Here is a 21870-nt window from a genome sequence, read left to right as displayed (position 1 = left end):
GTTAGCGGCCGCGTCCCTGACCGTTGCCACCGCCCCCGGCGGCGGCGGACGGGCGCGGAGCGATCCGCTGCGGCGTGTTGGCCGGTACGGCGCGGACCGCGGCGCCCTCACGCAGATTGGCCAGTCCCTGGGTGATGACCCGGTCGCCGGGCCGGAGCCCGCCGGTGACGACCCAGTTGGTATCCACCGTGCGGTCGGCGACGACCTCGCGTCGCTGCGCCCGGTTGCCGCCGACCACGAAGACATAGGCCTGACCGCCGATGTCGCGCTGCAAAGCGGTTTGCGGGACCAGGATGGCATTCGGCGTCACCGCCTGGATGAAGCGCGCCTGCACGAACGATCCGGGCAGCAACGTTCCCTGCGGATTGGGAAAGCGGGCCCGCAAGGTCACGGTGCCGGTGCTTTCGTTGACGACGATCTCCGAAAATTGGACGTCACCGGTGTAGCCATATTCGCTGCCATCTCCCAGCAGCAGGCGCACCTGCGTGCTGCCCGGCTCAACGCCCCCAGTCGCCAGCGCCCGGCGCAGCGTCGTGAGGTCGGCCGCCGATTGCTGTATATCGACATAAACCGGATCGGTCCGCTGGATCACCGCCAACGGTTCGGTCTGGTTGGAGCTGACCAACGCGCCCTGGGTGAACAGCGACCTGCCGATCCGTCCGCTAATCGGGGCGCGGATCGTGGCGAAGCGCAGGTTGATCCGAGCCGTTTCCAGCACCGCATTGTTCTGGCTGACGGCCGCCCGCGCCTGGCGGGCCTGCGCCGCAGCGTCGGTATATTCCTGCTGGCTTACCGCTTCGATCTCGGCCAGCGGGCGGTAACGGTTGGCCCGCGCCTGCGCCGCTTCGGCTGCAGCCCTGGCACTCGCGACGTTGGCGCTCGCCTCGTTGACCGCCGCCCGATAAAGGCTGGCATCGATCTGGTAGAGTGGCTGGCCCTGCCGCACGACACTGCCTTCGGTGAAAAGCCGGCGCTGGATCAGTCCAGTCACCTGCGGACGGACTTCGGACGTTTCCAAGGCGACCACGCGACCGCCCAGCTGGTTGACGACCGGCACGGAGCTCGCCTGCACTACGACGAAGCCGACTTGGGTCGGACCACGGGGACCACCCTGAGCCGCCGATTCTTCCGCCCCTGTGCACCCGTTAAGCGTCGCAAGCGCGGCGACTGCCCCAACAAAAGCAAGTCGACGCGGTACAATTCGAAAGGTGTCGAGGGACTGAAGCAGCGCTGATGGCATTCGGGCGTTCTCAATCTTCCAGACTTCAGCCGAATAGCTGAACGACCGGTTCGGCAGATGGCTCCGAACCAAACTTCAGCGCCAAACACCCAATTGACCGGCTCTGGAACTGCGACGGGTCGGGAGCCGGGCAGATGACCATTCGTCGGGAAGTCGACAAGGCAGCACTAAGGCTACCCACCGCACTACAAGAACGAATTGTCCTCCCGGTCACACGGACCGTAACAGCGCCGTTCCGGGTTTACCCGTGAAGCGGGACCTGCAACAGCGGCGAACCGTTCCCTGGCGGGGACTGCAAGGAGACCGTCACATCGACCAGCTCACTTCCGACCCCGACCTGATCGCGGCCCGCAACGCGCTGGTCGAAAGCGACGCGCGCTTCAACACCCTGGCCGACGCGTTGCCGCACATGGTCTGGTCGACCCTGCCCGACGGCTTTCACGATTATTACAACGCGCGCTGGTATGAATTTACCGGCGTGCCCGCGGGCTCGACGGACGGCGACGAATGGAACGGCATGTTCCACCCCGACGATCAGCCGCGCGCATGGGAACGCTGGCAGCACAGCCTCAAGACCGGCGAGCCCTATGAGATTGAATATCGTCTGCGCCATCGCAGCGGGGAATATCGCTGGACGCTCGGGCGAGCCCTTCCCGTCCGTTCCGAGGATGGCCGCATCATCCGCTGGATCGGGACCTGCACCGACATTCACGACGCCAAGGAGCAGGCCGCCCTCAACGAGATTCTCAGTCGGGAACTCAGCCACCGCATCAAGAACATTTTCGCGGTGATCAGCGGTCTCATCGCTATGTCCGCCCGCGACGATCCCGGTCAGAAAGCTTTCGCCGCCCGGCTTCAGCAACGCGTCGCCGCGCTCGGCCGGGCGCACGAGTTCGTCCGTCCGCACAGCGAACATTCCGCCCCTGCTGCGCCGACCGACTCATTACACGGCATCTTGCGCGAAATCCTCGCTCCCTACCCGGCGCTCGATGACGGGCGCATCGGGCTGCATGGCGAGGACGTGCGCGTCGACGACCGCGGCGCCACGCCGCTTGCCCTCCTGGTGCATGAGCTTGCCACCAACGCGATGAAATACGGCGCCTTGTCCCGCCCAGACGGAACGGTGCGGATCGAGACCATCGTCGATGCGGAAAACCTTACCCTGCGCTGGCAGGAACGTGGCGGCCCGCCCATCGCGGGCGCACCCGACCGGCAAGGCTTCGGGACCCGCTTGAGCGAACTTAGCGTCGTTCAACAGCTTGGCGGCACCATCAGCCGCGATTGGGGAGCCGAAGGGTTGTCAGTCGAGGTTATCGTCCGCCGGCAGCACCTGATCCGCTGATCAGCCGAATAGCCGGAGGCAAGGGGGCGCCTCGACCGCGCGACCGCGCCGCGTGCCGAGCGCATATTCCACCGCCTCCTTCACGATCCGCTCGTCGGTCGGCTTGGTGATCACTCCGATGGTGCCCGCGATGCCTTCGCCAAGCAGCCCAGGATTGGCGGTGACAAACAGCACCGTCACTCCCTTGGCGCCCAGTTGCGCGCCGATCTCCGGCCCCGTGCACCCGTCGCGCAGGTTAAGGTCGACCAACGCTAGGTCCAGCGGCTCGTCGAAGTAACGCCGCGCGGTCGCCAGATCGGGCACAATCCCGACTGGCTCATAACCCAGCTCATGCAGCGTCGCCTCCAGATTGATGGCGACGAGCATCTCGTCCTCGACGATCAAAATCCGAGCAGACATAACCCTTCCTGAAGCAAAGTTTTGTCGTCCAACGGACAAAGCGCGTTTTTGTTCAAAACCAAAGGCTGGTGCGGCCTTAGAAACCGGTACACACAAACCGCTGTCCTCCAGCTAGCCTCTTTGGTTAGCTCCTGTCATCACGTCAAACTGATGGACGGCATTCATGGGAGATGCGGGGTGTGGCGCGTTGCAGCCGTAGGCCCCTGCGACATCGCCGCCCCCACCCCGGGCCGCTGCCGAGTAAGCCGATGATCAGGCCGACCTTATCCGTGGTTCGGCCCCGCCGACCTCCCTTAGCCCTCATCCCCCATCCGTAGCGCAGCAATAAACGCCTCTTGCGGGATGCTGACGCTGCCATACTCCCGCATCTTGGCCTTGCCCTTCTTCTGCTTGTCCAGCAGCTTACGCTTGCGGGTCGCGTCGCCGCCGTAGCACTTGGCTGTCACGTCCTTGCGCATGGCGCTGATGGTCTCACGGGCGATGACCTTGCCACCGATCGCGGCCTGGATCGGGATCTTGAACAGGTGGCGGGGGATCAATTCCTTCAGCCGCTCGACCATGCCGCGGCCACGCAGTTCGGCAGTACCGCGGTGGACGATCATGGACAATGCGTCGACCGGCTCCTCGTTGACCAGGATGCTCATCTTGACGAGGTCGCCCTCGCGGTGGCCGATCTGGTGATAGTCGAAGCTGGCATAGCCCTTCGACATGCTTTTGAGCCGATCGTAGAAGTCGAATACCACTTCGTTCAGCGGCAGCTCGTACGTCACCTGCGCCCGCCCGCCGACATAGGTCAGGTTCTTCTGGATGCCGCGGCGGTCCTGGCACAGCTTCAGGATGGGTCCGAGATATTCGTCCGGAGCGTAAATGGTCGCCTCGATCCACGGCTCCTCGATGCTCTCGATCCGGTTAGGGTCGGGCATGTCGGCCGGGTTGTGCAGCTCGATCGTCTGCGCCGGCTCGTTCTTGGAATGGCTCAGGACCATTTTGTACACCACGCTCGGCGCGGTGGTGATGAGGTCAAGGTCGTATTCGCGGGTCAGTCGCTCCTGGATGATCTCCAGGTGGAGAAGGCCCAGGAAGCCGCAGCGGAAGCCGAAGCCAAGCGCCGCGCTGGTCTCCATCTCGAAGCTGAATGACGCATCGTTGAGCCGCAGCTTATACAGGCTGTCGCGCAGCTTCTCGAACTCGGCCGCGTCGGTCGGGAACAGGCCACAGAACACCACCGGCTGCACTTCCTTGAAGCCCGGCAGCGCTTCCGCGGCAGGCCGCTTGGCGTCGGTCACCGTGTCGCCCACGCGGGCCTCGCTGATCTCCTTGATCTGCGCGGTGATGAAGCCGACCTCGCCAGCGCCGAGCTCATTCAATTGCTCGATCTTCGGGCGAAAACAGCCGACGCGGTCCACCAGATGCGTGGTGCCGGCCTGCATGAACTTGATCTGCTGGCCCTTGCGCAGAGTGCCGTCCATCACCCGCACCAGGATGACGACGCCAAGGTACGGATCGTACCAGCTGTCGACCAGCATGGCCTTGAGCGGCGCGTCAGGATCGCCCTTGGGCGGCGGAATCTTGGCGACGATCGCTTCCAGCACGTCGTCGATGCCGATCCCGCTTTTGGCGCTGGCCAGCACCGCGTCGGACGCGTCGAGGCCGATCACTTCCTCGATCTCCGCCCGCACCCGCTCAGGCTCCGCGGCGGGCAGGTCGATCTTGTTGATGACCGGCACAATCTCATGGTCATGCTCGATCGATTGGTAGACGTTGGCCAGCGTCTGGGCCTCGACGCCCTGCGCTGCGTCGACGACCAGCAGCGCCCCCTCGCACGCGGCCAGGCTGCGGCTGACTTCATAGGCGAAGTCGACGTGGCCCGGCGTGTCCATCAGGTTGAGCTCATAGCCCTTCCATTCGAGGCGTACCGTCTGCGCCTTGATGGTGATCCCGCGCTCCTGCTCGATCTCCATGTTGTCCAGCATCTGCCCGCGGGTCATCTCGCGCTCGGTTAGTCCCCCGGTCCGCTGGATCAGCCGGTCGGCCAGCGTCGACTTGCCGTGGTCAATATGGGCGATGATCGAAAAGTTGCGGATCTTGGAAAGCGGGGTCATGTCGCCGCGCCGCTAGCAGGTCGCTCGCCCCCTGTCAGCCGCCCCAGACGATGTGCACGAACAACCCGCGGTCGCCGTGCCCTCCGCCCAATAAGCATCCGCACCCTGACCGGCGCAATCCGCTGGAGCGGAGCGCCGGTCGAAGGGACTCTGCCATTCGTCGAAAGCCATTGCGCGTTCACCCGCGACCCCTACCATCGGCGATGCGTAGATTTTTCCGTTGGAGCTCAACCCCATGACGACCCTGCCCCGTCTTGCTTTCCTGTTGGCGAGCGCATCGCTTGCCGGCGTGACGCTACCGCCTGCCGCCGTGGCCCAGTCCAGCGCTGCGTCGTCGCAGCCGGTGCCCGTGCCCGCGCTCGTGCGCCAGGTCGCGATTCCCAACTCCTCCTTCAAGCTTGCGAACGGCCTCACCGTCGTCGTTCACGAAGATCGCAAGGCTCCGATCGTCGCAGTCAGCGTCTGGTACAACGTCGGATCCAAGGACGAGCCGCAGGGCAAGACGGGCTTCGCGCACCTTTTCGAGCATCTGATGTTCAACGGTTCGGAAAACCTTTCGGGCGACTTCTTCACTTACCTGCAGCAGATCGGTGCGACCGACTACAACGGGACGACCAGCTTCGACCGCACCAACTATTTCCAGACCGTGCCGCGGGGCGCGCTGGAAAAGGCGTTGTTCATGGAGTCGGATCGCATGGGCTATCTGCTCGGTGCGGTGACGCAGGAGAAGCTGGATAACCAGCGTGGCGTCGTACAGAACGAAAAGCGACAGGGCGACAATCGTCCGGGCGGCCTGGTGTTCTACGAAGTGCTGAAAGGCCTGTTCCCGGAAGGCCATCCCTATCGGCACAGCACCATCGGCTCCATGGCCGATCTGGACGCTGCCAGCCTCACCACCGTGCAGGATTGGTTCCGCGACAATTACGGCCCGAACAACGCGGTGCTGGTGCTTGCCGGCGACATCAACGCGGCCGAAGCGAGGCCCCTGGTTGAGAAGTATTTCGGCGCGATCAAGCGCGGCCCGGTGAACACCCCTGCGCAGGCGGCCGTTCCCGCCGCGACCGCGCGCGATACCATCGTCATGAAGGACCGCGTCGCAGCCACCAGCGTATCGCGGTACTGGGCGGTGCCGGGCATGCTCGACAAGCAGTCGGCGGCGCTCGACCTCGGCGGCAGCGTGCTTGGCGGTCTTGCCTCATCCCGCCTCGACAATGCGCTGGTACGCGATGAGAAGTTGGCCGTTAGCGTCACCGCCGGCAATCAGGCGTTTCAGCGGGTCGGCATTTTCCAGGTCAGCGCGACCGTCAAGCCGGGCGTAGATGTCGCCGTGGTGGAACGCCGCCTGGATGAGATCATGGCCGACTTCATCGCCCGGGGCCCCACCGCCGCCGAGCTCAAGCGCGCCGCCACCAGCGAGGTCGCGGGTCGTATCAAGGGGCTGGAGCAGGTCGGCGGCTTTGGCGGCAAGGCCGTCGCGCTCGCCGAGGGCCAGGTGTACGCGGGCGATCCTAACTTCTACCGCCGCAACCTGCGCGAACTGGCGGCCGTTTCCCCGGCCGACGTGCGGACTGCCTTTGGCCGTTATCTGTCCCGGCCGCCGCTTAAGCTTCGCTTGGAGCCGGGCGAGCGCCCGCCGTACGAGGAGGCCAAGGGGGCGCCGAAAGTCGCTGCGGCCGCCAGCGCTCCGCCAGCGTCGACCAAGCGTGAAATACCTTCGGTTGGTCAGTTGGCCGCGCTCGATTTTCCGGACGTCCAGCGCGCCCAGCTTTCGAATGGTGTCCGCGTGACTTATGCTCAACGCACGGCCGTTCCGGTTACGCAGATGGCCATGCTGTTCAACGCCGGGACCTCGTCGGACGCGCCCAATGCTCGCGGCCTGCAGAGCATGATGATGAACCTTCTTCCCGAAGGCGCCGGCTCGCTGACCTCGCAGCAGATTGCCGAGCGGTCGGAAGAGCTTGGTGCCAGCTTGACCACCAATAGCGGCATCGATCGCAGCACGGTGTTCCTGTCGGCGCTTTCGGCCAACCTGTCGCCTTCGCTGGACCTGCTTGAAACGGTTGTGGAGCAGCCGACCTTCGCCCCGGCGGAAGTTGAGCGGGTCCGCGCCCAGATCCTGACCGGAATCGCACAGCAGCAGAAGGATCCGAACGGGATCGCCCAGCGTGCCCTGCCGGCATTGCTGTACGGCGAGAACCACCCCTATGGCGGCGTCAGCGACCCCAAGGCGATCGCCGCGCTTTCGCGCGCCGACCTGATCTCCGCGCAGCAACGCTGGCTCAGGCCCGACAACATGGAGGTGTTCGTCGTCTCCAATCTGCCGCTCTCGCAGGTCGTGCCGCAGCTTGAGCGTCGTTTCGGCAATTGGCAGGCCCCGGCCGTGCCAAAGGGCGTAAAGAGCTTCACCGCCCCACCGGCCCGTCCGACGGCGCCACGGATCGTTCTGATCGACCGCCCGGGCTCACCGCAGTCGGTGATCGTCGGCGCGCAGATCACACCGGTGAACCCGCGCAGTGACATCGTGCCGGTCACGGCCGCGAGCGAGGTGCTGGGCGGCAACTTCCTGTCGCGCATCAACATGGACCTGCGCGAAACCAAGGGCTGGTCCTACGGCGTTCGCTCGAACTTCGCCTTGACGCAGAACACCGCGCCGTACGTCATCAGCGCGCCGGTTCAGGCCGATCGTACCGGCGAGTCGATCACAGCACTGAACCAGAACATCACGGACATTCTGGGCAACAAGGGCGTGACGAACGAGGAACTGACCCGATTGGTCAGCAACAACGTCGATGCGCTGCCCGGGCAGTTTGAAACCAGCTCGGCGGTGCTCTCCGCGCTTATCAACAACAGCCTTTACGGACGGCCTGACAATTATCAGGAAACCCTTGCCGGCAAGTACCGGTCGCTGACCGCCACCGGCCTCGACGCGGCGCTTAAAGGTGCGGTCGATCCGAACGGTTTCGTCTGGATCGTGGTCGGCGAAGCCAGCAAGGTCCGGCCGCAGCTGGATAAGCTCGGCTATCCGATCGAGGTCGCACAACCTCGGTAAATAACGCGCGCAAGCGGCAGGTTCGACATCGAGCCTGCCGCTTGAATAAGATCGGACAAGCACGAAGCAGCTCTCAGCGCACCTCCGCGGCGCTCCAGAATGGAGACGGGCGTCAGTAGACGGACTTGACCGTACCGCACGCAATGACATCATGAGGTTACGGCAGCCGGGTTGCTGAATCCGTGATACCGTCATGGCTCAGGAAACGGGTCGGCGAGGGGTCAAGGCTGATGAAGCTCCGCAGCCATATGCTTTCTGTTGCAGAGCGGGTTGCCGGCCATTTTTCCGATCGGGCCTACCTGGGCCTTCGGTATCGACGAAAATACGGCGCCTGGCCAAGGATCCGAAATCCGCGCAGCTTCAGCGAACATCTGCTCCGCTACAAGCTGACGTCGCGCAGCGACCCGCGGCTGCCGCGCTTAACGGACAAGGTTGCGGTCAAGGATCATGTCGCACGCTTGATCGGCCCGGAGCATGTCATCCCCACCCTGTGGAACGGGCCCCAGTTGCCACCTCGTAATGAATGTCTCTGGCCCAAACCCTACGTCCTCAAATCAAGCCATGGCTGCGATCAGACGATCCTGGTGCGTTCAACGGATGAAGAGAACTGGGATGACATCGAAAGGCGTGTCTCCATATGGCTGGCATCGCAGTACGAGATCGGCCGGCAGAACCGCGAGTGGCATTACGCCCGGATATCGCCCGGCCTGCTGGTCGAGCCGATGATCGGCGACGGGATTGCCCCGCCGTCCGATTATAAGTTCTTCGTGTTCTGCGGCAGGGTCGAACTCGTATGGCGTGACGATGGTCGGACGACCGACCACCGCCGGGTGATCTACGACCGTGAATGGGTGGCCCAACCGTTCGATTTCAACAAGCCGCGCGGTGAGGTCTGCCCCGCCCCGCCGTCCAGTTTCCCGTTCATGATCGAGTTGGCCGAACGCCTCTCGCAGGACTTGGAGTTCGTGCGCGTCGATCTCTATGAGGTCGACGGTCACGTCTATGTCGGGGAACTGACCTTTTTCCCTGCTGCCGGAAACGGGCAATTTCGTCCGCGCGACGCCGACCTCTACGTCGGCGGCCTGTGGTCACAAGCCCTCGAGCGCAAAAAGGCGGTCAAGCTCGCTCCCTAAGGCGGGTGACGTGCCCCATCTTCCGGCCCGGCCTGGGCTCGCCCTTGCCATACAGATGCAGCGACGCGCCTGGCTCGGCCACCAACTCCGCCCAGCGATCGACATCGGCACCGATCAGATTGTCCATCCGGGCGCCAGCCGCGCGCAAGTTTGTGGCGCCGAGCGGCAGGCCACAGATCGCACGGATGTGCTGATGAAACTGCGAACTCGCCGCACCCTCGATCGTCCAGTGACCGCTGTTGTGCACCCGGGGCGCGATTTCGTTGACGAGCGGCCCGTCGGAACAGGCGAAAAACTCGACCGTCATCACTCCGATATGATCAAGCCGGTCTGCAATGCCTTTGGCCATGCGCCTCGCCGCGTCGGCATGGCGCAGTATCTGTTCGCTCGCCGGCACGGTTGATCGGCGCAGGATACCGCTCTCGTGGCGATTTTCCGGCAAGTCGAAAAACGCGATCTCCCCACCGGCCGCGCGACCGAGGATGATGGAGAATTCAGCGTCGAAGGCGACACCCTGCTCGGCGACCGCAGGCTGCTCGCCGATGTCGCTCCACGCCGCGGAAGCGCCGTCCTCCGAGCGGATCCAGGCCTGCCCCTTGCCGTCGTAGCCGTAGCGCCGGGTCTTCAGGACCACTGGGCAGCCAAGCTCCCGGACGGCCGTCTGCACGTCGTCCAAGCTATTGACGGCCCGCCATGGCGCGACCTCGGCGCCGCTGTTTTCGATGAATGTCTTTTCCTCCGCCCGGTCCTGCGCGACCGCAAGCGAGCGGCATCCCGGTCGAAGCTTGTTCGTGATGGTCGCCAGTGGTTCGACGGGCAGGTTCTCGAACTCGTAGGTGACAACGTCACAGCGCGCCGCAAAGCTTTCCAGCGCCTCCCGGTCGTCGAAGGCGGCACGGGTGAACTGCGCCGACACGTCCGCCGCACAGGGTGCGTCGTGCGGATCGAAGATGTGGCAGCGGTACCCCAGCTCTGCCGCCGCCATGCTGAGCATCCGGCCAAGCTGGCCGCCGCCGATGATGCCGATCGTGCTGCCGGGCGGTATCACTCGGGTCGCTCGGCAACGCTTTCGGTCTGCCGGGCGCGCCAATCCTCGAGCCGGCCCGCCAGTGCCTCGTCGCCGAGAGCCAGGATGGATGCCGCCAGAAGTCCCGCATTGATCGCGCCCGGCTTCCCGATGGCGAGCGTTCCGACCGGTACGCCTCCGGGCATCTGGACGATCGAAAGCAGGCTATCCATGCCCTGCAGGGCCTTGCTCTCGACCGGCACGCCCAGCACCGGCAAGCTGGTCATGCTGGCGGCCATGCCCGGCAGGTGGGCAGCGCCCCCGGCGCCGGCGATGATCACCTGGATGCCGCGGTCCCTGGCGCCGCGCGCGTAATCGTACAGCCGTTCGGGCGTGCGGTGGGCGGATACCACCCGGCTTTCGTGGGTTATGCCAAGCGCGGACAGCGTATCGGCCGCATGGCGCATCGTGTCCCAGTCGGACGAGCTGCCCATGATGATCCCAACCGCAACGCCGCTCATCTCTGTTTCCACGCTCCCGGACTGGATGACGCTTTAGGAAGCTAGTGGCCGGGGCGCAACGGGATCAGAATCCACATGGGCAGCGATTGCGGTTATGAAGAACCCGACTTGTTGCTTGGGGCGACCATGGAAAACCAGCCTGACTGCTGTGACAAAAGCGAGTTGGTCGAAGAGGTTGGACGTCTGCGGGCCGAGATTGCCCGCTTGCAGAATCGGATCGAGGATCTCGATCGCCTCGCGCATTACGACAGCCTGGTGCCCCTGCTCAACCGGCGTGGTTTCATGCGGCAGCTGGAAAAACTGATCGACCGCACCGACCGCTACGGCGATGGCGGCGCGATGCTGTTTGTCGACGTGGACGGACTGAAGCTCTTGAACGACAGCTTCGGGCACCATGCCGGCGACGCCGCGCTGGTGCACGTGTCCCAGCTGCTGCGCGGAGGAGTCCGGCAGAGCGATTGCGTTGCCCGCTTCGGTGGCGACGAGTTCGCGATATTGCTGGAACGGGTCAACATCGATGAGGCAAGCGAGACCGCCGCCCGCCTGGCCGACCTGATCGCGGGCAGCGAATTCCGGCACGACGGCCGCCTCATTCCACTGTCGGCCGCGATCGGCATCGCCGTCATCGAGAAGGGCGATCGGTTGGACGCGGTGGTCAACCGTGCCGACCGTGCAATGTATGAGGAGAAAGCGGCCGCCTAGCTGTCTGGCCGCGCGCTCAGCGTTCGCTCAGATAGTAACGGTCGCGAACCGACAGATCGTCGCCAAGCTCGTAGACGATCGGCTGCCCGGTCGGAATTTCCAGTCCGACGATGTCGGCATCGGAAATGCCCGACAGATGCTTTTCGAGCGCGCGGAGGGAATTGCCGTGGGCCGAAATCATGACTCGCTTGCCCGCCTTGAGCGCCGGCGCGATCTCCGTCTCGTAATAGGGCAGCACCCGCGCGATCGTGTCCTTCAGGCTTTCACTCGATGGAACGGCCACCCCGGCATAGCGCCGCTCATGCTGTAACGAGGCATAAGGGCTGTCGTCATCCAGTGGCGGCGGGGGAATGTCGAAGCTGCGGCGCCAGATCTTGACCTGTTCGGCGCCGACCTTGTCGATCATCTCCTGCTTGTTGAGGCCCGTCAGTCCCCCATAGTGCCGCTCGTTCAGGCGCCAGTCCTTGGTCACGGGCAACCATAAAGACCCCAGCGCATGCAGCACCAAGTGCAACGTGCGGATGGCGCGGGTCTGAAGCGAGGTGAAGCAGCAATCGAACTCCATGCCTTTGGCCTTGAGCAGTTCGCCGGCTGCCCGGGCCTCCTCGATACCCTTTTCCGACAGGTCCACATCCCACCAGCCGGTGAAACGGTTCTCCAAGTTCCATTGCGACTGGCCGTGGCGAAGCAGGACAAGGGTCGGCATAAGCTCAGGCCTTTTTCAGGTCGGGCAGGATGGCGTGCAGCGCATCCAGGCAATGGTGGGCGAGATATTTGGACCGTTCCGGGCTCCAGCCATGCTGCGGATCGGGGAGGTCGAAATTGTCCTTGAATGGCATTTCCAATGTCATCGACAGGCAGCCGAAGCGTTCGGCCAACTGGGTGGTGGACATGCTCATGTTGGCCTGACCGGGCGCCGCGATCTCATAGCCCTGCGTGGTCTGGAAATCGGGGCACAGGCGCTCGAGCGTGTCGCCGAAAAGGCCGAACAGACGCGTCTGCCGCTCGGTGATCGAAGGGATGCCTTCAAAGCCGGCGAGGAAATTCGCCGGGATCGCCTCGTCGCCGTGGATGTCCATCGCGAAAGCGGGCGGCGCGGCGTCCATCGCCGCCAGTACACATTTCACCTCCGGGCTCTTCTCGGCGCTCGGCGCATGCCATTCGCGGTTGAGATTGGTGCCGACAGCGTTGGTCCGAAGATGCCCGCGCCTGGATCCGTCCGGATTCATGTTCGGCACCAGATGGAAGGTGCATTCGGCCCGAAGGACGCGAGCGACGGGGTCGTCGCGGTCGGCCAGCTTCTCGAGCGCGCCTTCCATCCACCATTCCGCCATGCTCTCGCCCGGATGCTGGCGGGCGTAAATCCATGCGGTCAGCGGCCCGTCGCCGATCGTCAGGCAATCGATGTCCTGCCCGTCCAGGCTCTGCCCGAGCGAGCGGTAGGTGACCCCGTCCAGCATGGCGAAGGTGCTGATGAGATCGTGATGCCGCTCCATCGAATAAGGCGCAAAATAGGCCAGCCAGCAGACATCGCTGTCCGGCGTGAAGCGGATGGTCAGCACGCCATCGGCGTAGCTCGTCTCCGGGACGCATACCCAGTCTTCCCGGTCGTAGGACAAGCGCGCCTTGTAGTCCGGCCAACCGTTCGGATAGGCGCTGCCCGCGCAGTTGAGGATGCGCAGCTCCACCGGCTGGTCCAGCCCGCCCATCAGCTTGAAATGGAACCACTGGTAGAAGTCGGAGTGCGCGTCGTTGACGATCTCCAGGTCGAATCTGTTGCCGTCCGTTCGAACGACCCGGATGTTGCCGCTGTCGAACGCGCTCGAGATGGTGATCGCCATAGGTCTCGCTTCAAGAAATTGGTGGTTGAGCCGCAAACGCAGCGGCTCTTAAGGCCGGCACCCTTGCCTCGCCAGTCGGAAAACGTCTAGCGGCGCCCTGGGCGGGTGGTTTCAGGGAGCAATATCAAGGCTTATGGCGTCCTCTTCCGTTCGTCCAACCGTCCTGGTCACCGGCGGCGCCGGTTATATCGGTAGCCACGCCGTCCTTGCGCTGAACGACGCCGGCTGGCCGGTCGTCGTCATCGACGATCTTTCCAACGGCCGCCGCGAGGCCGTGCCGGAAGACGTGGCATTTCTTCAGGCCGATATCGGCGATTCCGCTGCCGTCGCACCGTTCATGCGGGAACATGGGGTCGACGCGATCATGCACTTCGCCGGGTCGATCGTCGTCCCCGAGAGCGTCGTCAATCCGCTGGAATATTATCGCAACAACACGGTTGCGACCCATAGCCTCATCGCCGCGGCGGTGGCCGGTGGCATCAGGCACATCCTGTTCTCATCGACCGCCGCGACCTACGGCCAGCCCGACCGCGTCCCGATCGACGAAGAAACGCCGACGGTTCCGATCAATCCTTATGGGTCGTCCAAGCTGATGACCGAAACGATGTTGAAGGACTGCTCGGCCGCCTACGGCTTCAACTATGGCGCCCTGCGCTATTTCAACGTCGCCGGCGCCGATCCTGCGGGCCGTTCGGGCCAGGCCGGCAAGGGGGCGACCCACCTGCTCAAGGTCGCTTGCGAGGCGGCAATCGGCAAGCGCAGCCACGTCGATGTCTTCGGCACCGACTACCCGACCCCCGACGGCACCTGCATTCGCGACTACATCCACGTTTCCGACCTCGCCGCCGCCCACGTCGCGGCGTTGGAGAAACTGATTGCGGAGCCAGACGAGAACCTGACGCTGAACTGCGGTTACGGGCGCGGCTTCTCCGTCCTCGAAATGCTGGATGCGCTCGACCGGGTGAACGGCACGCCGGTGCCGCGCCGCATGGGCGAACGCCGCGCCGGCGATCCTCCGCAACTGGTCGCGTCGAACCGCCGCCTGGTCGAACGGCTCGGGTGGGCCCCGAAGCATGATGCCATCGAACACATCATCGGCACCGCGCTCGCCTGGGAAAAGCGGCTGGCCGAGCAGGAGTAAGCCGATCCTTCGACGCATTCTGGTCGCGCCACTGGCGGCACTCGGGCTCCTTGGGGCCGCACCGCCCGTTGCCCTGCCTGCCGACGGCGCCGCGGCACGCATCCGAGCGGACGTGTCGTTCCTTGCCGACGACCTGCTCGAGGGCCGTGCCGCCGGCACTCGGGGCCATGAGCTCGCAGCCCGTTACGTCGCCGCCCAATTCCAGCAGATCGGCCTGGCGCCCGCCGGGGAAGCCGGCACCTATTTCCAGCGGGTGCCACTGCGCCGGGCGGCGCATGATGGTACCCCGAGCGTTTCACTGATGGCAGGCGGCCGCCAGATGACGCTGGCGTGGGGCAAGGACGTCGCTGTCCGGCCAAGCCTGACAGAGCGCGAACGGACCATTCGCTCGGGACTGGTCTTCGCCGGGTACGGCATTGCCGATCCGGTGCTCGGCATGGACGACTTTCGCGGCCTCGACGTGCGCGGCCGGACGGTGGTCGTGTTTGCCGGTACGCCGACTGGAATGGACGGCGAGGTCGCCGCACATCTCGGCTCGCAGAAACCGCGCATGGCCGCCGCCGCAGGCGCGGTCGGCATCATCGAGATCGGGCGCACCGGGGGCTCGCCGCGCCTTGGGCAATATGCCCGCGGCAAGGCAGTGGACTGGGTCGACGCGGCAGGCAACGCCGGCAGTGATCCGAAAGGCCTGCGTTTCCGCATGGCGGTGTCGGACGAGGTCGCCGCGCGTCTCTTCCAGGGCGCGCCGCAGTCGCTTGCCGCAGTTCGCGCCGCCTATAACCGGTCCGGCGTTCGACCCGTCGGCTTTCCGCTTGCCTCAAGCGTGACGGTCAGTGCGCGAACCAGCTGGGAAGACTTCACCAGCCCGGCGGTGCTCGGCCGCCTGTCCGGCTCCGATCCCAGGCTAGCCGCGGAACATGTGGTGCTGATGGGCCATCTCGATCATCTTGGCATGAAGGAAAATGCCCGGCCGGGCGAAGACCGGATCTACAACGGTGCGCTCGACAATGCGGCGGGAGTGGCCACCATGCTCGAGGCGGCCCGGGCCTTTGCCCGATCGGCCAGCCGGCCGCGAAGGTCGGTCCTGTTCATCGCGCACACCGCCGAGGAACTCGGCCTGCTCGGCGCAGACTATTGGGCCTCGCATCCGACCGTCCCGATCGATCAGGTGGTCGCAGCCGTCGACCTAGACATGCCCGTTCCGCTCTATCGCTTTACCGACGTCGTTGCGTTCGGCGCGCCGCACAGCACGGTCGCGCGGACAGTGGCGGCCGCTGGCGCGACAATGGGCATCGGCGTTTCGCCCGATCCCATGCCGGAGCAGAATATCTTTGTCCGCTCCGACCATTATCCGCTCGCGCGACGCGGCATCCCGGCGATCCTGCTGTTCACCGGATACGGCGGCGGCGGAAAGCCGGTGTGGGACCGGTTTTTCGCGACCAGCTATCACGATGTCGACGACGATCTTGCCCAGCCGATCCTGTGGGATCAGCTTGCCCGCTATTCCGACCTCAACACGCGCATCTCGCGCCGCCTTGCCGACGATCCGGCCCGCCCGCGCTGGTACAAAGGGAGCTATTTCGGTGCGGCGTTCGCGCCCGGCCAACCAAAGGCCAGCCGCTAGGCGCCGACCGTCTGCTGCTCGCCCTTCACCCAGGACAGCGCCTCGTCACGCTGCTCGGGCAGGAATACGCGGTAGGAAACGAAGGGCAGCATGGCACTCTCCAGCCGGGTCCAGAAGCGGATCCACGCCTGGTCGGCAACGACTGCAACCCGGCCGAATCGGTTGAGCTTGCCGATGAGGGGCATGGCCCGGGCCGTGTAGGAAGGAAGGCCGCCGACCTCGATGCTGTGGATGCTGTGCGTTTCCACGAACACGTGCACCTTGCGCTCGCCGGCCATCATGGGATCGAGACGGTCCATGATCGCATCCATGTCGGCCGCGGTCAGCCGGTCCGAAACCTTGAGGGCGATGACATCGTCGGGGGCGTCGATGAATTGCAGCATTGCGTGGCTCCTTTCCTGCTCCGCAACTTGACTCGCCTCCCTCTCTACCATAGGGGCGCGCCGAAGCCTTCGGGCGTCATCCAACAACTTGTAGTTCGAACGGGCAGTCACCGGTCATGAAGATTCGCAACTCTCTCAAGTCCCTCAAGGACCGCCACCGGGACTGCCGGGTGATCCGCCGTCGCGGTCGCACCTACGTCATCAACAAGACGAACCGCCGGTTCAAGGCGCGGCAGGGCTAAGCGTCCCCGGGGCGGTGTTGCCCCGGCACGCCGCCGCCGACGCCTCCGTTTACCGCTATTCTTAAACGCCTCGCCGTCATTGGCGGTTCATCTTTGTTCGCCTATAGGTGCTTCCGACAAGGAGCGCATGCGATGAAGACGTTGTTCAGGGCCATTCTGCCGGCCGCCGCCGTGGCGCTTGCCGTCGGCGGGGGTGCGTCCGTGGCGCACGCTCAAAGCCAGCAGACCCCCAAGGGGTTCAGCTACGAGATCAAGGATGGCAAGCGCGTGCCCCGTCCTGGCAACCGGATCGTCAATCCGGACGGTAGCTGGCGCGAGGAAACGCGGCAGGGCAATTGCGTCACCATCAAGGAAAAGACTGCCCAGGGCGAATATAAGGAAAGCCGGCGCTGCGATTAAGTCGCCGCGAGTGAAACAAGAAAGGCCGCGCCGAAAGGTAGCGGCCTTTTCTTTGAGGCGAGCGGGGTCGCGAGGCCTTTCACCAATTGCGGATTGTGATCTCCATGTCGCCGAGCGACCAGCCGGGACCCCGATTGATCGCGATCAGGAGCACGAACAGGGCGACGGCGAAAGCGACGACGCCGATCCCGACCATCCATGCTTCCCGCTCACGCAGCTCCGCCCTGGTCATGACCCGAGGCGGCGGCGGGGGCGGGTCCCGGCGGATGCGCGAGATGCGCACGCCGCGACCTTTCGACAGGTCGACGGTCTGCTTGCGAGTGGGCAACGGTGCGGCCATTCCGGTAAGATAGTCCCCAAGCGGTTAGGATCGGGTTAGCGCCGCGCACCTGCCCCAAAGTCCATGATCCGCGATCGCCCGTTGCTCGTTGTTGGCCGGGAAGGAGAAGACACCATGTCCGACACCAAGGGTCACGGAAGCCACGCCGCGAAGCGCGCCAACGCCACCGCCGCCAAGGAAGGTAAATCGAACCCCCGGCAAAGCAGCAAGGCGCAGTCCATCCTCGGCAAGAAGGGGGCCGCCGCCAAGAAGAAGGGCTAAACGCGCGCTGGACGGCTTCAGGCGGCGAAGCGGCTGACGAACTCGCTGGTGGCCGAGCGGAAGTCGCCGATCTGCTCGGAAAAACGGCTGAAGCCCTGCTCCACCTGATCGATGTCTTTGGCGACGCCCTCCGTGTCCGAACGGATCGCGGCGATCGTGCTGCTCATCGAATCGGCGGCCAACGCGGTTTCGTCCACGGCGGCCGTGATCATGGTCACGGTCTGTGCCTGCAATTCCATCGCCTGACGGATCCGGTCCGCGCTGGTCTGGACCTCCTCGACCGTCGACTGGATGGAGCCATTGGCGTCCACCGTCTGCCGGGTGGCCTGCTGAATTGCGGTGATCTTGGCAGTGATGTCGTCGGTGGCCCGGGCGGTCTGGCTGGCAAGGCTTTTCACCTCCTGCGCGACCACGGCGAAGCCACGGCCGGCATCGCCCGCTCGGGCCGCCTCGATGGTGGCGTTGAGAGCCAGCAGATTCGTCTGCCCAGCAATGTCGCGGATCAGGCCGAGGATCGACTCGATCGCCTCGACATGGCCGGAGAGCATCTGGCTGACCTTGACCGCCTGACTGGCCTGATCGCCCGCCTTCGTCGCCACCCCCGCCGCGATCTCGACCTCGGACCGAGCGTCCTCGATGGCGCGGATTAGGCCGGCGGCAGTCTGGGCCGCCTCCCGCATCGCGACCGCGGACTGCTCGGCGGCGGCGGCGACTTCGCTGGTCTTGCCCAGCATGCCGCGCGCCGAAGCCGAGGTGGTCCCCGCCTGATTGCGCAGCTGATCGTTCTCCGCGACGCATTTGGTGACGACACTCATCACCTTGCGGTTGAACTCGGCCGCCTGTTCGGCCTGCCGGGTATCGACGGTCGCCCGGGTGATGGAAATGGCATGATGCACGAAGACGTCGATCTCCAGCGCTTCGACTTCCGACAAGGTGCGGCAGGCGGCAGCGATATCGTCCTCGTCGGTAATAGTCGCCCTGATGGCGGCATAGGCCGCTTCCGTTTCCGCGTTCAGCCCGGACAGCAGGGTCGACAGGCTGAGATCGGCGGCCAGCGCCTTTTCGACGAAGCCGCGGGCCGTCGCGACCCACGCGCCGTCGTTGAGGCGGAGGAACTTGTCACGAAGGTACGGCACGATCTTCTTGGCCAGCGCTTCGACCTGGTCGTCGCCGATCTGGTCCTTGAGATCTTCCGAGCGGCGATAGCGGCGCCAGAATTCGCGCGCGATTTCCATCTCCGCCGCGTCGATCCGGCCCCACAAGGCGGCCGCCCGCTCCGACAATCTGCCGCCGCCGTCATAAAAGCGCAGCCCCCGCGCGAGGTCGTAATCGTGCGCCTTGCCTTGCCGTGCCGCCATGGAAGTCTTCACCCGTACTGATTTGATCCCTGGGCGACCTTCTGCCCCGCAATGGTTAAGGGCGGGTTAGAGCGGCACGGTCCTTCTGCTGCCTTGCCCTGACGCGCACCGGGCCTTAAGCGGCTGACCATCTTCCGTTTGACCGAACAGGCAAGGCATTCATGGCCCGAAACACTGCCCGGCCGCTGTCCCCGCACCTCACCATCTGGCGCTGGGGCCCGCACATGCTGGTTTCCATTCTCCACCGCGCCACCGGCATGGCGCTGACCATCGCCGGCCTCGCGCTGCTGACCTGGTGGCTGCTGGCGTTGTCCGGATCCGCGTCCGGCTACTCCGACTTTTCGGCGGCCGCGTCGCACCCGCTGGGCCTGTTCGTCCTGATCGGCCTCACCTGGGCCTTCTTCCAGCATACGCTGTCGGGCGTCCGGCACCTGATCATGGACGTCGGGGCCGGGTTCGAGCTCAAGACCAACAAGTCGATGGCGGTCGCAACGATCGTCGGCTCGCTGCTGCTGACGGCGGCGCTGTGGGGCTACCTTCTGCTGGGGCGCGGCGCATGACCGGCCCGAAGGACATGGGCCGGCACGACCGGATGAATGTCGCGGAAGGCAAGACCGCGCTCGGGCGCGTCCGCGGCCTTGGCTCGGCCAAGCATGGCGGCGACCACTGGATCCGCGAGCGGGTAAGCTCGGCCGCGCTGCTGCTGCTTGGCGTGTGGTTCATCGTCTCGCTGCTGCTGCTGCCCGATCTTGGCCAGGCAACCGTGGCCGAATGGCTGCGTACGCCGCTCGGCTTCGTCCCGATGGCGCTGTTCGTCTACCTTGCGTTCGAGCACAGCCTTGAAGGCGTGAAGGTCATCATCGACGATTATCAGGGTGACGAGGGCGGCCGCATGATGTGGCACATTGTCAGCCTCTTCCTACATGTAGGCGCAGGGGCGCTGGCGCTGTTCGCGCTGGCCCGGATCGCCTTCGGAGCTGCTTCCTAAATGAGCTATCAGATCATCGATCACGTCTATGACGTCGTTGTCGTGGGCGCCGGCGGCGCTGGCCTGCGCGCCACCATGGGCGCGGCTGAAAAGGGGCTGAAGACCGCCTGCGTGACCAAGGTCTTCCCGACCCGCAGCCACACCGTCGCCGCCCAGGGCGGCATCGCGGCGAGCCTCGGCAACATGGGTCCGGACCACTGGACCTGGCACATGTACGATACGGTGAAGGGTTCCGACTGGCTGGGCGACCAGGACGCGATCGAATATCTGTGCCGCGAGGCCCCGGCCGCCGTGTACGAGCTGGAGCATTACGGACTGCCGTTCAGCCGCACGGACGACGGGCGCATCTACCAGCGCGCGTTCGGCGGAATGACCCAGAATATGGGCGAAGGCCCGGCCGCGCAGCGCACCTGCGCCGCGGCCGACCGCACCGGCCATGCGATGCTTCATGCGCTCTACCAGCAGAGCCTGAAGTATGACGCCGATTTCTTCGTGGAATATTTCGCGCTCGACCTCATCATGGTCGACGGCGAATGCCGCGGCCTGATCGCCCTGTGCCTCGATGACGGTTCGATTCACCGCTTCCGGGCCCAGGCAGTCGTGCTGGCGACCGGCGGCTACGGGCGCTGCTATTTCTCGGCGACCTCCGCCCACACCTGCACCGGTGACGGCAACGCCATGGTGCTTCGCGCCGGCCTGCCGCTGCAGGACATGGAATTCGTGCAGTTCCACCCGACCGGCATCTACGGCGCGGGCGTACTGATCACGGAGGGCGCGCGCGGCGAGGGCGGCTACCTCACCAATTCCGAAGGCGAGCGCTTCATGGAGCGCTATGCTCCGTCGGCCAAGGACCTGGCCTCGCGCGACGTCGTGTCCCGCTCGATGGCGATGGAAATCCGCGAAGGGCGCGGCGTCGGCAAGGAGAAGGATCACATCTTCCTTCACCTGGATCATATCGATCCCAAGATCCTGGCAGAGCGCCTTCCGGGCATTACCGAGACCGCCAAGATCTTCGCCGGTGTCGACCTGACCCGCGAGCCGATTCCGGTTACCCCGACGGTCCACTACAATATGGGCGGCATCCCCACGAACTATCACGGCGAAGTCGTCACCCTGCGCGACGGCGATCCGGACGCCGTCGTGCCCGGCCTGTTCGCGGTCGGCGAGGCAGCCTGCGTGTCGGTGCACGGCGCCAATCGCCTGGGCTCGAACAGCCTGATCGACCTGGTCGTGTTCGGCCGCGCCGCCGGCCATCGGCTTAACGAAGTCGTCAAGGGCGGCACTGCCCAGAAGCTGCTGCCGAACGACTCGGCCGACCTGGCCCTTGCCCGCCTCGACAAGTTCCGCCACGCCAATGGCGGCACGCCGACCGCCAAAATCCGCAACGAGATGCAAAAGACGATGCAGGCCGATTGCGCCGTGTTCCGCACCGAGCGGACCCTGGCCGAAGGCGTCGGCAAGATCGACGCGATCTACGCCGGTCTGCAGGACATCAAGACGACCGACCGCAGCCTCATCTGGAACACCGATCTGGTCGAGACGCTTGAGCTCGACAACATGCTCGGGCAGGCCGTGGTCACCATGCACTGTGCCGCGAACCGAAAGGAAAGCCGCGGCGCGCACATGCACGAGGACTTCCCCGATCGGGACGACGCCAACTGGATGAAGCACACCGCGGCCTGGTTCAAAGGCTGGGGCGGGCAAGGTGGCCAGGTGGCGATCGACTACCGCCCGGTGCACCAGTACACGCTCACCGAAGAGATTGCGTACATCAAGCCCAAGGCCCGGGTGTACTGACC

At 65.0% G+C, this 21870-nt stretch carries 22 protein-coding genes; 12 read left to right on the top strand and 10 right to left on the bottom strand.

The window, feature by feature from the left end; genetic code table 11:
• Window position 1: 1 nt before the first annotated feature.
• Window positions 2–1240: an efflux RND transporter periplasmic adaptor subunit gene (locus tag AC4GYS_RS05085; protein WP_491108005.1), complete on the bottom strand. Its 1239-nt coding sequence runs from the start codon at window positions 1238–1240 to the stop codon at window positions 2–4.
• 247 nt (window positions 1241–1487) lie between these two features.
• Here AC4GYS_RS05085 and AC4GYS_RS05080 point away from each other — a divergent pair, with 247 nt between their 5' ends.
• Window positions 1488–2582 carry a PAS domain-containing protein gene (locus AC4GYS_RS05080; RefSeq protein WP_491108004.1) on the top strand — a complete coding sequence of 365 codons (1095 nt, stop codon included), beginning with the start codon at window positions 1488–1490 and terminating at the stop codon, window positions 2580–2582.
• On the opposite strand, the gene AC4GYS_RS05075 is transcribed toward AC4GYS_RS05080, so the two are convergent.
• Window positions 2583–2981: a response regulator gene (locus AC4GYS_RS05075; RefSeq protein WP_491108003.1), complete on the bottom strand. Its 399-nt coding sequence runs from the start codon at window positions 2979–2981 to the stop codon at window positions 2583–2585.
• Between the two features lie 293 nt (window positions 2982–3274).
• The gene (lepA, locus tag AC4GYS_RS05070; RefSeq protein WP_491108002.1) at window positions 3275–5083 is read right to left on the bottom strand and encodes a translation elongation factor 4; all 1809 of its coding nucleotides are present in this window, start codon (window positions 5081–5083) and stop codon (window positions 3275–3277) included.
• A gap of 235 nt (window positions 5084–5318) precedes the next feature.
• Here lepA and AC4GYS_RS05065 point away from each other — a divergent pair, with 235 nt between their 5' ends.
• On the top strand, window positions 5319–8132 hold the full coding sequence (locus tag AC4GYS_RS05065) for a M16 family metallopeptidase (protein ID WP_491108001.1): 2814 nt from the start codon (window positions 5319–5321) through the stop codon (window positions 8130–8132).
• A 230-nt stretch (window positions 8133–8362) separates the two neighbouring features.
• A complete protein-coding gene (locus AC4GYS_RS05060) occupies window positions 8363–9265 on the top strand; it encodes an ATP-grasp fold amidoligase family protein (RefSeq protein ID WP_491108000.1) in 903 nt (300 codons plus the stop codon).
• Here the strand turns inward: AC4GYS_RS05060 and AC4GYS_RS05055 are convergent.
• Together AC4GYS_RS05055 and purE are read right to left on the bottom strand one after the other, a co-directional pair.
• A complete protein-coding gene (locus AC4GYS_RS05055) occupies window positions 9249–10313 on the bottom strand; it encodes a 5-(carboxyamino)imidazole ribonucleotide synthase (RefSeq protein WP_491107999.1) in 1065 nt (354 codons plus the stop codon). The genes AC4GYS_RS05060 and AC4GYS_RS05055 overlap by 17 nt on opposite strands.
• Window positions 10310–10792: a 5-(carboxyamino)imidazole ribonucleotide mutase gene (purE, locus tag AC4GYS_RS05050; protein ID WP_491107998.1), complete on the bottom strand. Its 483-nt coding sequence runs from the start codon at window positions 10790–10792 to the stop codon at window positions 10310–10312. The genes AC4GYS_RS05055 and purE overlap by 4 nt, the downstream gene beginning before the upstream one ends.
• 126 nt (window positions 10793–10918) lie before the next feature.
• Between purE and AC4GYS_RS05045 the strand changes: the two genes are divergently transcribed.
• Window positions 10919–11494: a GGDEF domain-containing protein gene (locus AC4GYS_RS05045; protein ID WP_491107997.1), complete on the top strand. Its 576-nt coding sequence runs from the start codon at window positions 10919–10921 to the stop codon at window positions 11492–11494.
• 16 nt (window positions 11495–11510) lie between these two features.
• On the opposite strand, the gene gpmA is transcribed toward AC4GYS_RS05045, so the two are convergent.
• Together gpmA and AC4GYS_RS05035 are read right to left on the bottom strand one after the other, a co-directional pair.
• Window positions 11511–12200, bottom strand: a complete 690-nt coding sequence (gene gpmA, locus AC4GYS_RS05040; protein ID WP_491107996.1) for a 2,3-diphosphoglycerate-dependent phosphoglycerate mutase — start codon at window positions 12198–12200, stop codon at window positions 11511–11513.
• Between the two features lie 4 nt (window positions 12201–12204).
• Window positions 12205–13335, bottom strand: a complete 1131-nt coding sequence (locus tag AC4GYS_RS05035; RefSeq protein WP_491107995.1) for a M14 family metallopeptidase — start codon at window positions 13333–13335, stop codon at window positions 12205–12207.
• Window positions 13336–13468: 133 nt separating this feature from the next.
• On the opposite strand from AC4GYS_RS05035, the gene galE reads away from it, so the two are divergent.
• Window positions 13469–14476, top strand: a complete 1008-nt coding sequence (gene galE / locus AC4GYS_RS05030; protein WP_491107994.1) for a UDP-glucose 4-epimerase GalE — start codon at window positions 13469–13471, stop codon at window positions 14474–14476.
• A gap of 112 nt (window positions 14477–14588) precedes the next feature.
• Window positions 14589–16100, top strand: coding sequence for a M20/M25/M40 family metallo-hydrolase (locus tag AC4GYS_RS05025; RefSeq protein ID WP_491107993.1), 1512 nt, complete (start codon window positions 14589–14591; stop codon window positions 16098–16100).
• Here the strand turns inward: AC4GYS_RS05025 and AC4GYS_RS05020 are convergent.
• On the bottom strand, window positions 16097–16483 hold the full coding sequence (locus tag AC4GYS_RS05020) for a SpoIIAA family protein (RefSeq protein WP_491107992.1): 387 nt from the start codon (window positions 16481–16483) through the stop codon (window positions 16097–16099). The two genes, AC4GYS_RS05025 and AC4GYS_RS05020, sit on opposite strands and share 4 nt — an antisense overlap.
• A gap of 116 nt (window positions 16484–16599) precedes the next feature.
• Here AC4GYS_RS05020 and ykgO point away from each other — a divergent pair, with 116 nt between their 5' ends.
• Window positions 16600–16725, top strand: coding sequence for a type B 50S ribosomal protein L36 (ykgO, locus tag AC4GYS_RS05015; RefSeq protein ID WP_029941846.1), 126 nt, complete (start codon window positions 16600–16602; stop codon window positions 16723–16725).
• Between the two features lie 132 nt (window positions 16726–16857).
• Entirely contained in the window at window positions 16858–17124 is a 267-nt protein-coding gene (locus tag AC4GYS_RS05010) for a hypothetical protein (protein WP_491107991.1), read from the top strand.
• A gap of 79 nt (window positions 17125–17203) precedes the next feature.
• Here the strand turns inward: AC4GYS_RS05010 and AC4GYS_RS05005 are convergent, their stop codons facing one another.
• Window positions 17204–17464: a hypothetical protein gene (locus tag AC4GYS_RS05005; protein ID WP_491107990.1), complete on the bottom strand. Its 261-nt coding sequence runs from the start codon at window positions 17462–17464 to the stop codon at window positions 17204–17206.
• 114 nt (window positions 17465–17578) lie between these two features.
• Between AC4GYS_RS05005 and AC4GYS_RS05000 the strand changes: the two genes are divergently transcribed.
• Window positions 17579–17725: a hypothetical protein gene (locus AC4GYS_RS05000; RefSeq protein WP_491107989.1), complete on the top strand. Its 147-nt coding sequence runs from the start codon at window positions 17579–17581 to the stop codon at window positions 17723–17725.
• Window positions 17726–17742: 17 nt separating this feature from the next.
• Here AC4GYS_RS05000 and AC4GYS_RS04995 read toward each other — a convergent pair whose 3' ends face one another.
• Window positions 17743–19083, bottom strand: coding sequence for a methyl-accepting chemotaxis protein (locus tag AC4GYS_RS04995; RefSeq protein ID WP_491107988.1), 1341 nt, complete (start codon window positions 19081–19083; stop codon window positions 17743–17745).
• A 161-nt stretch (window positions 19084–19244) separates the two neighbouring features.
• Between AC4GYS_RS04995 and sdhC the strand changes: the two genes are divergently transcribed.
• From sdhC to sdhA, 3 genes are read left to right on the top strand one after another with little or no spacing between them, the layout of a single operon-like run.
• A complete protein-coding gene (gene sdhC, locus AC4GYS_RS04990) occupies window positions 19245–19643 on the top strand; it encodes a succinate dehydrogenase, cytochrome b556 subunit (RefSeq protein WP_491107987.1) in 399 nt (132 codons plus the stop codon).
• Entirely contained in the window at window positions 19640–20071 is a 432-nt protein-coding gene (sdhD, locus tag AC4GYS_RS04985; protein WP_491107986.1) for a succinate dehydrogenase, hydrophobic membrane anchor protein, read from the top strand. The genes sdhC and sdhD overlap by 4 nt, the downstream gene beginning before the upstream one ends.
• Entirely contained in the window at window positions 20072–21868 is a 1797-nt protein-coding gene (sdhA, locus tag AC4GYS_RS04980) for a succinate dehydrogenase flavoprotein subunit (RefSeq protein WP_491107985.1), read from the top strand. It abuts the gene before it with no gap.
• Window positions 21869–21870: the final 2 nt, after the last annotated feature.

It is taken from the genome of Sphingomonas sp. SP1, assembly GCF_058313395.1.
This window is presented reverse-complemented; position numbering and strand designations above follow the sequence as displayed.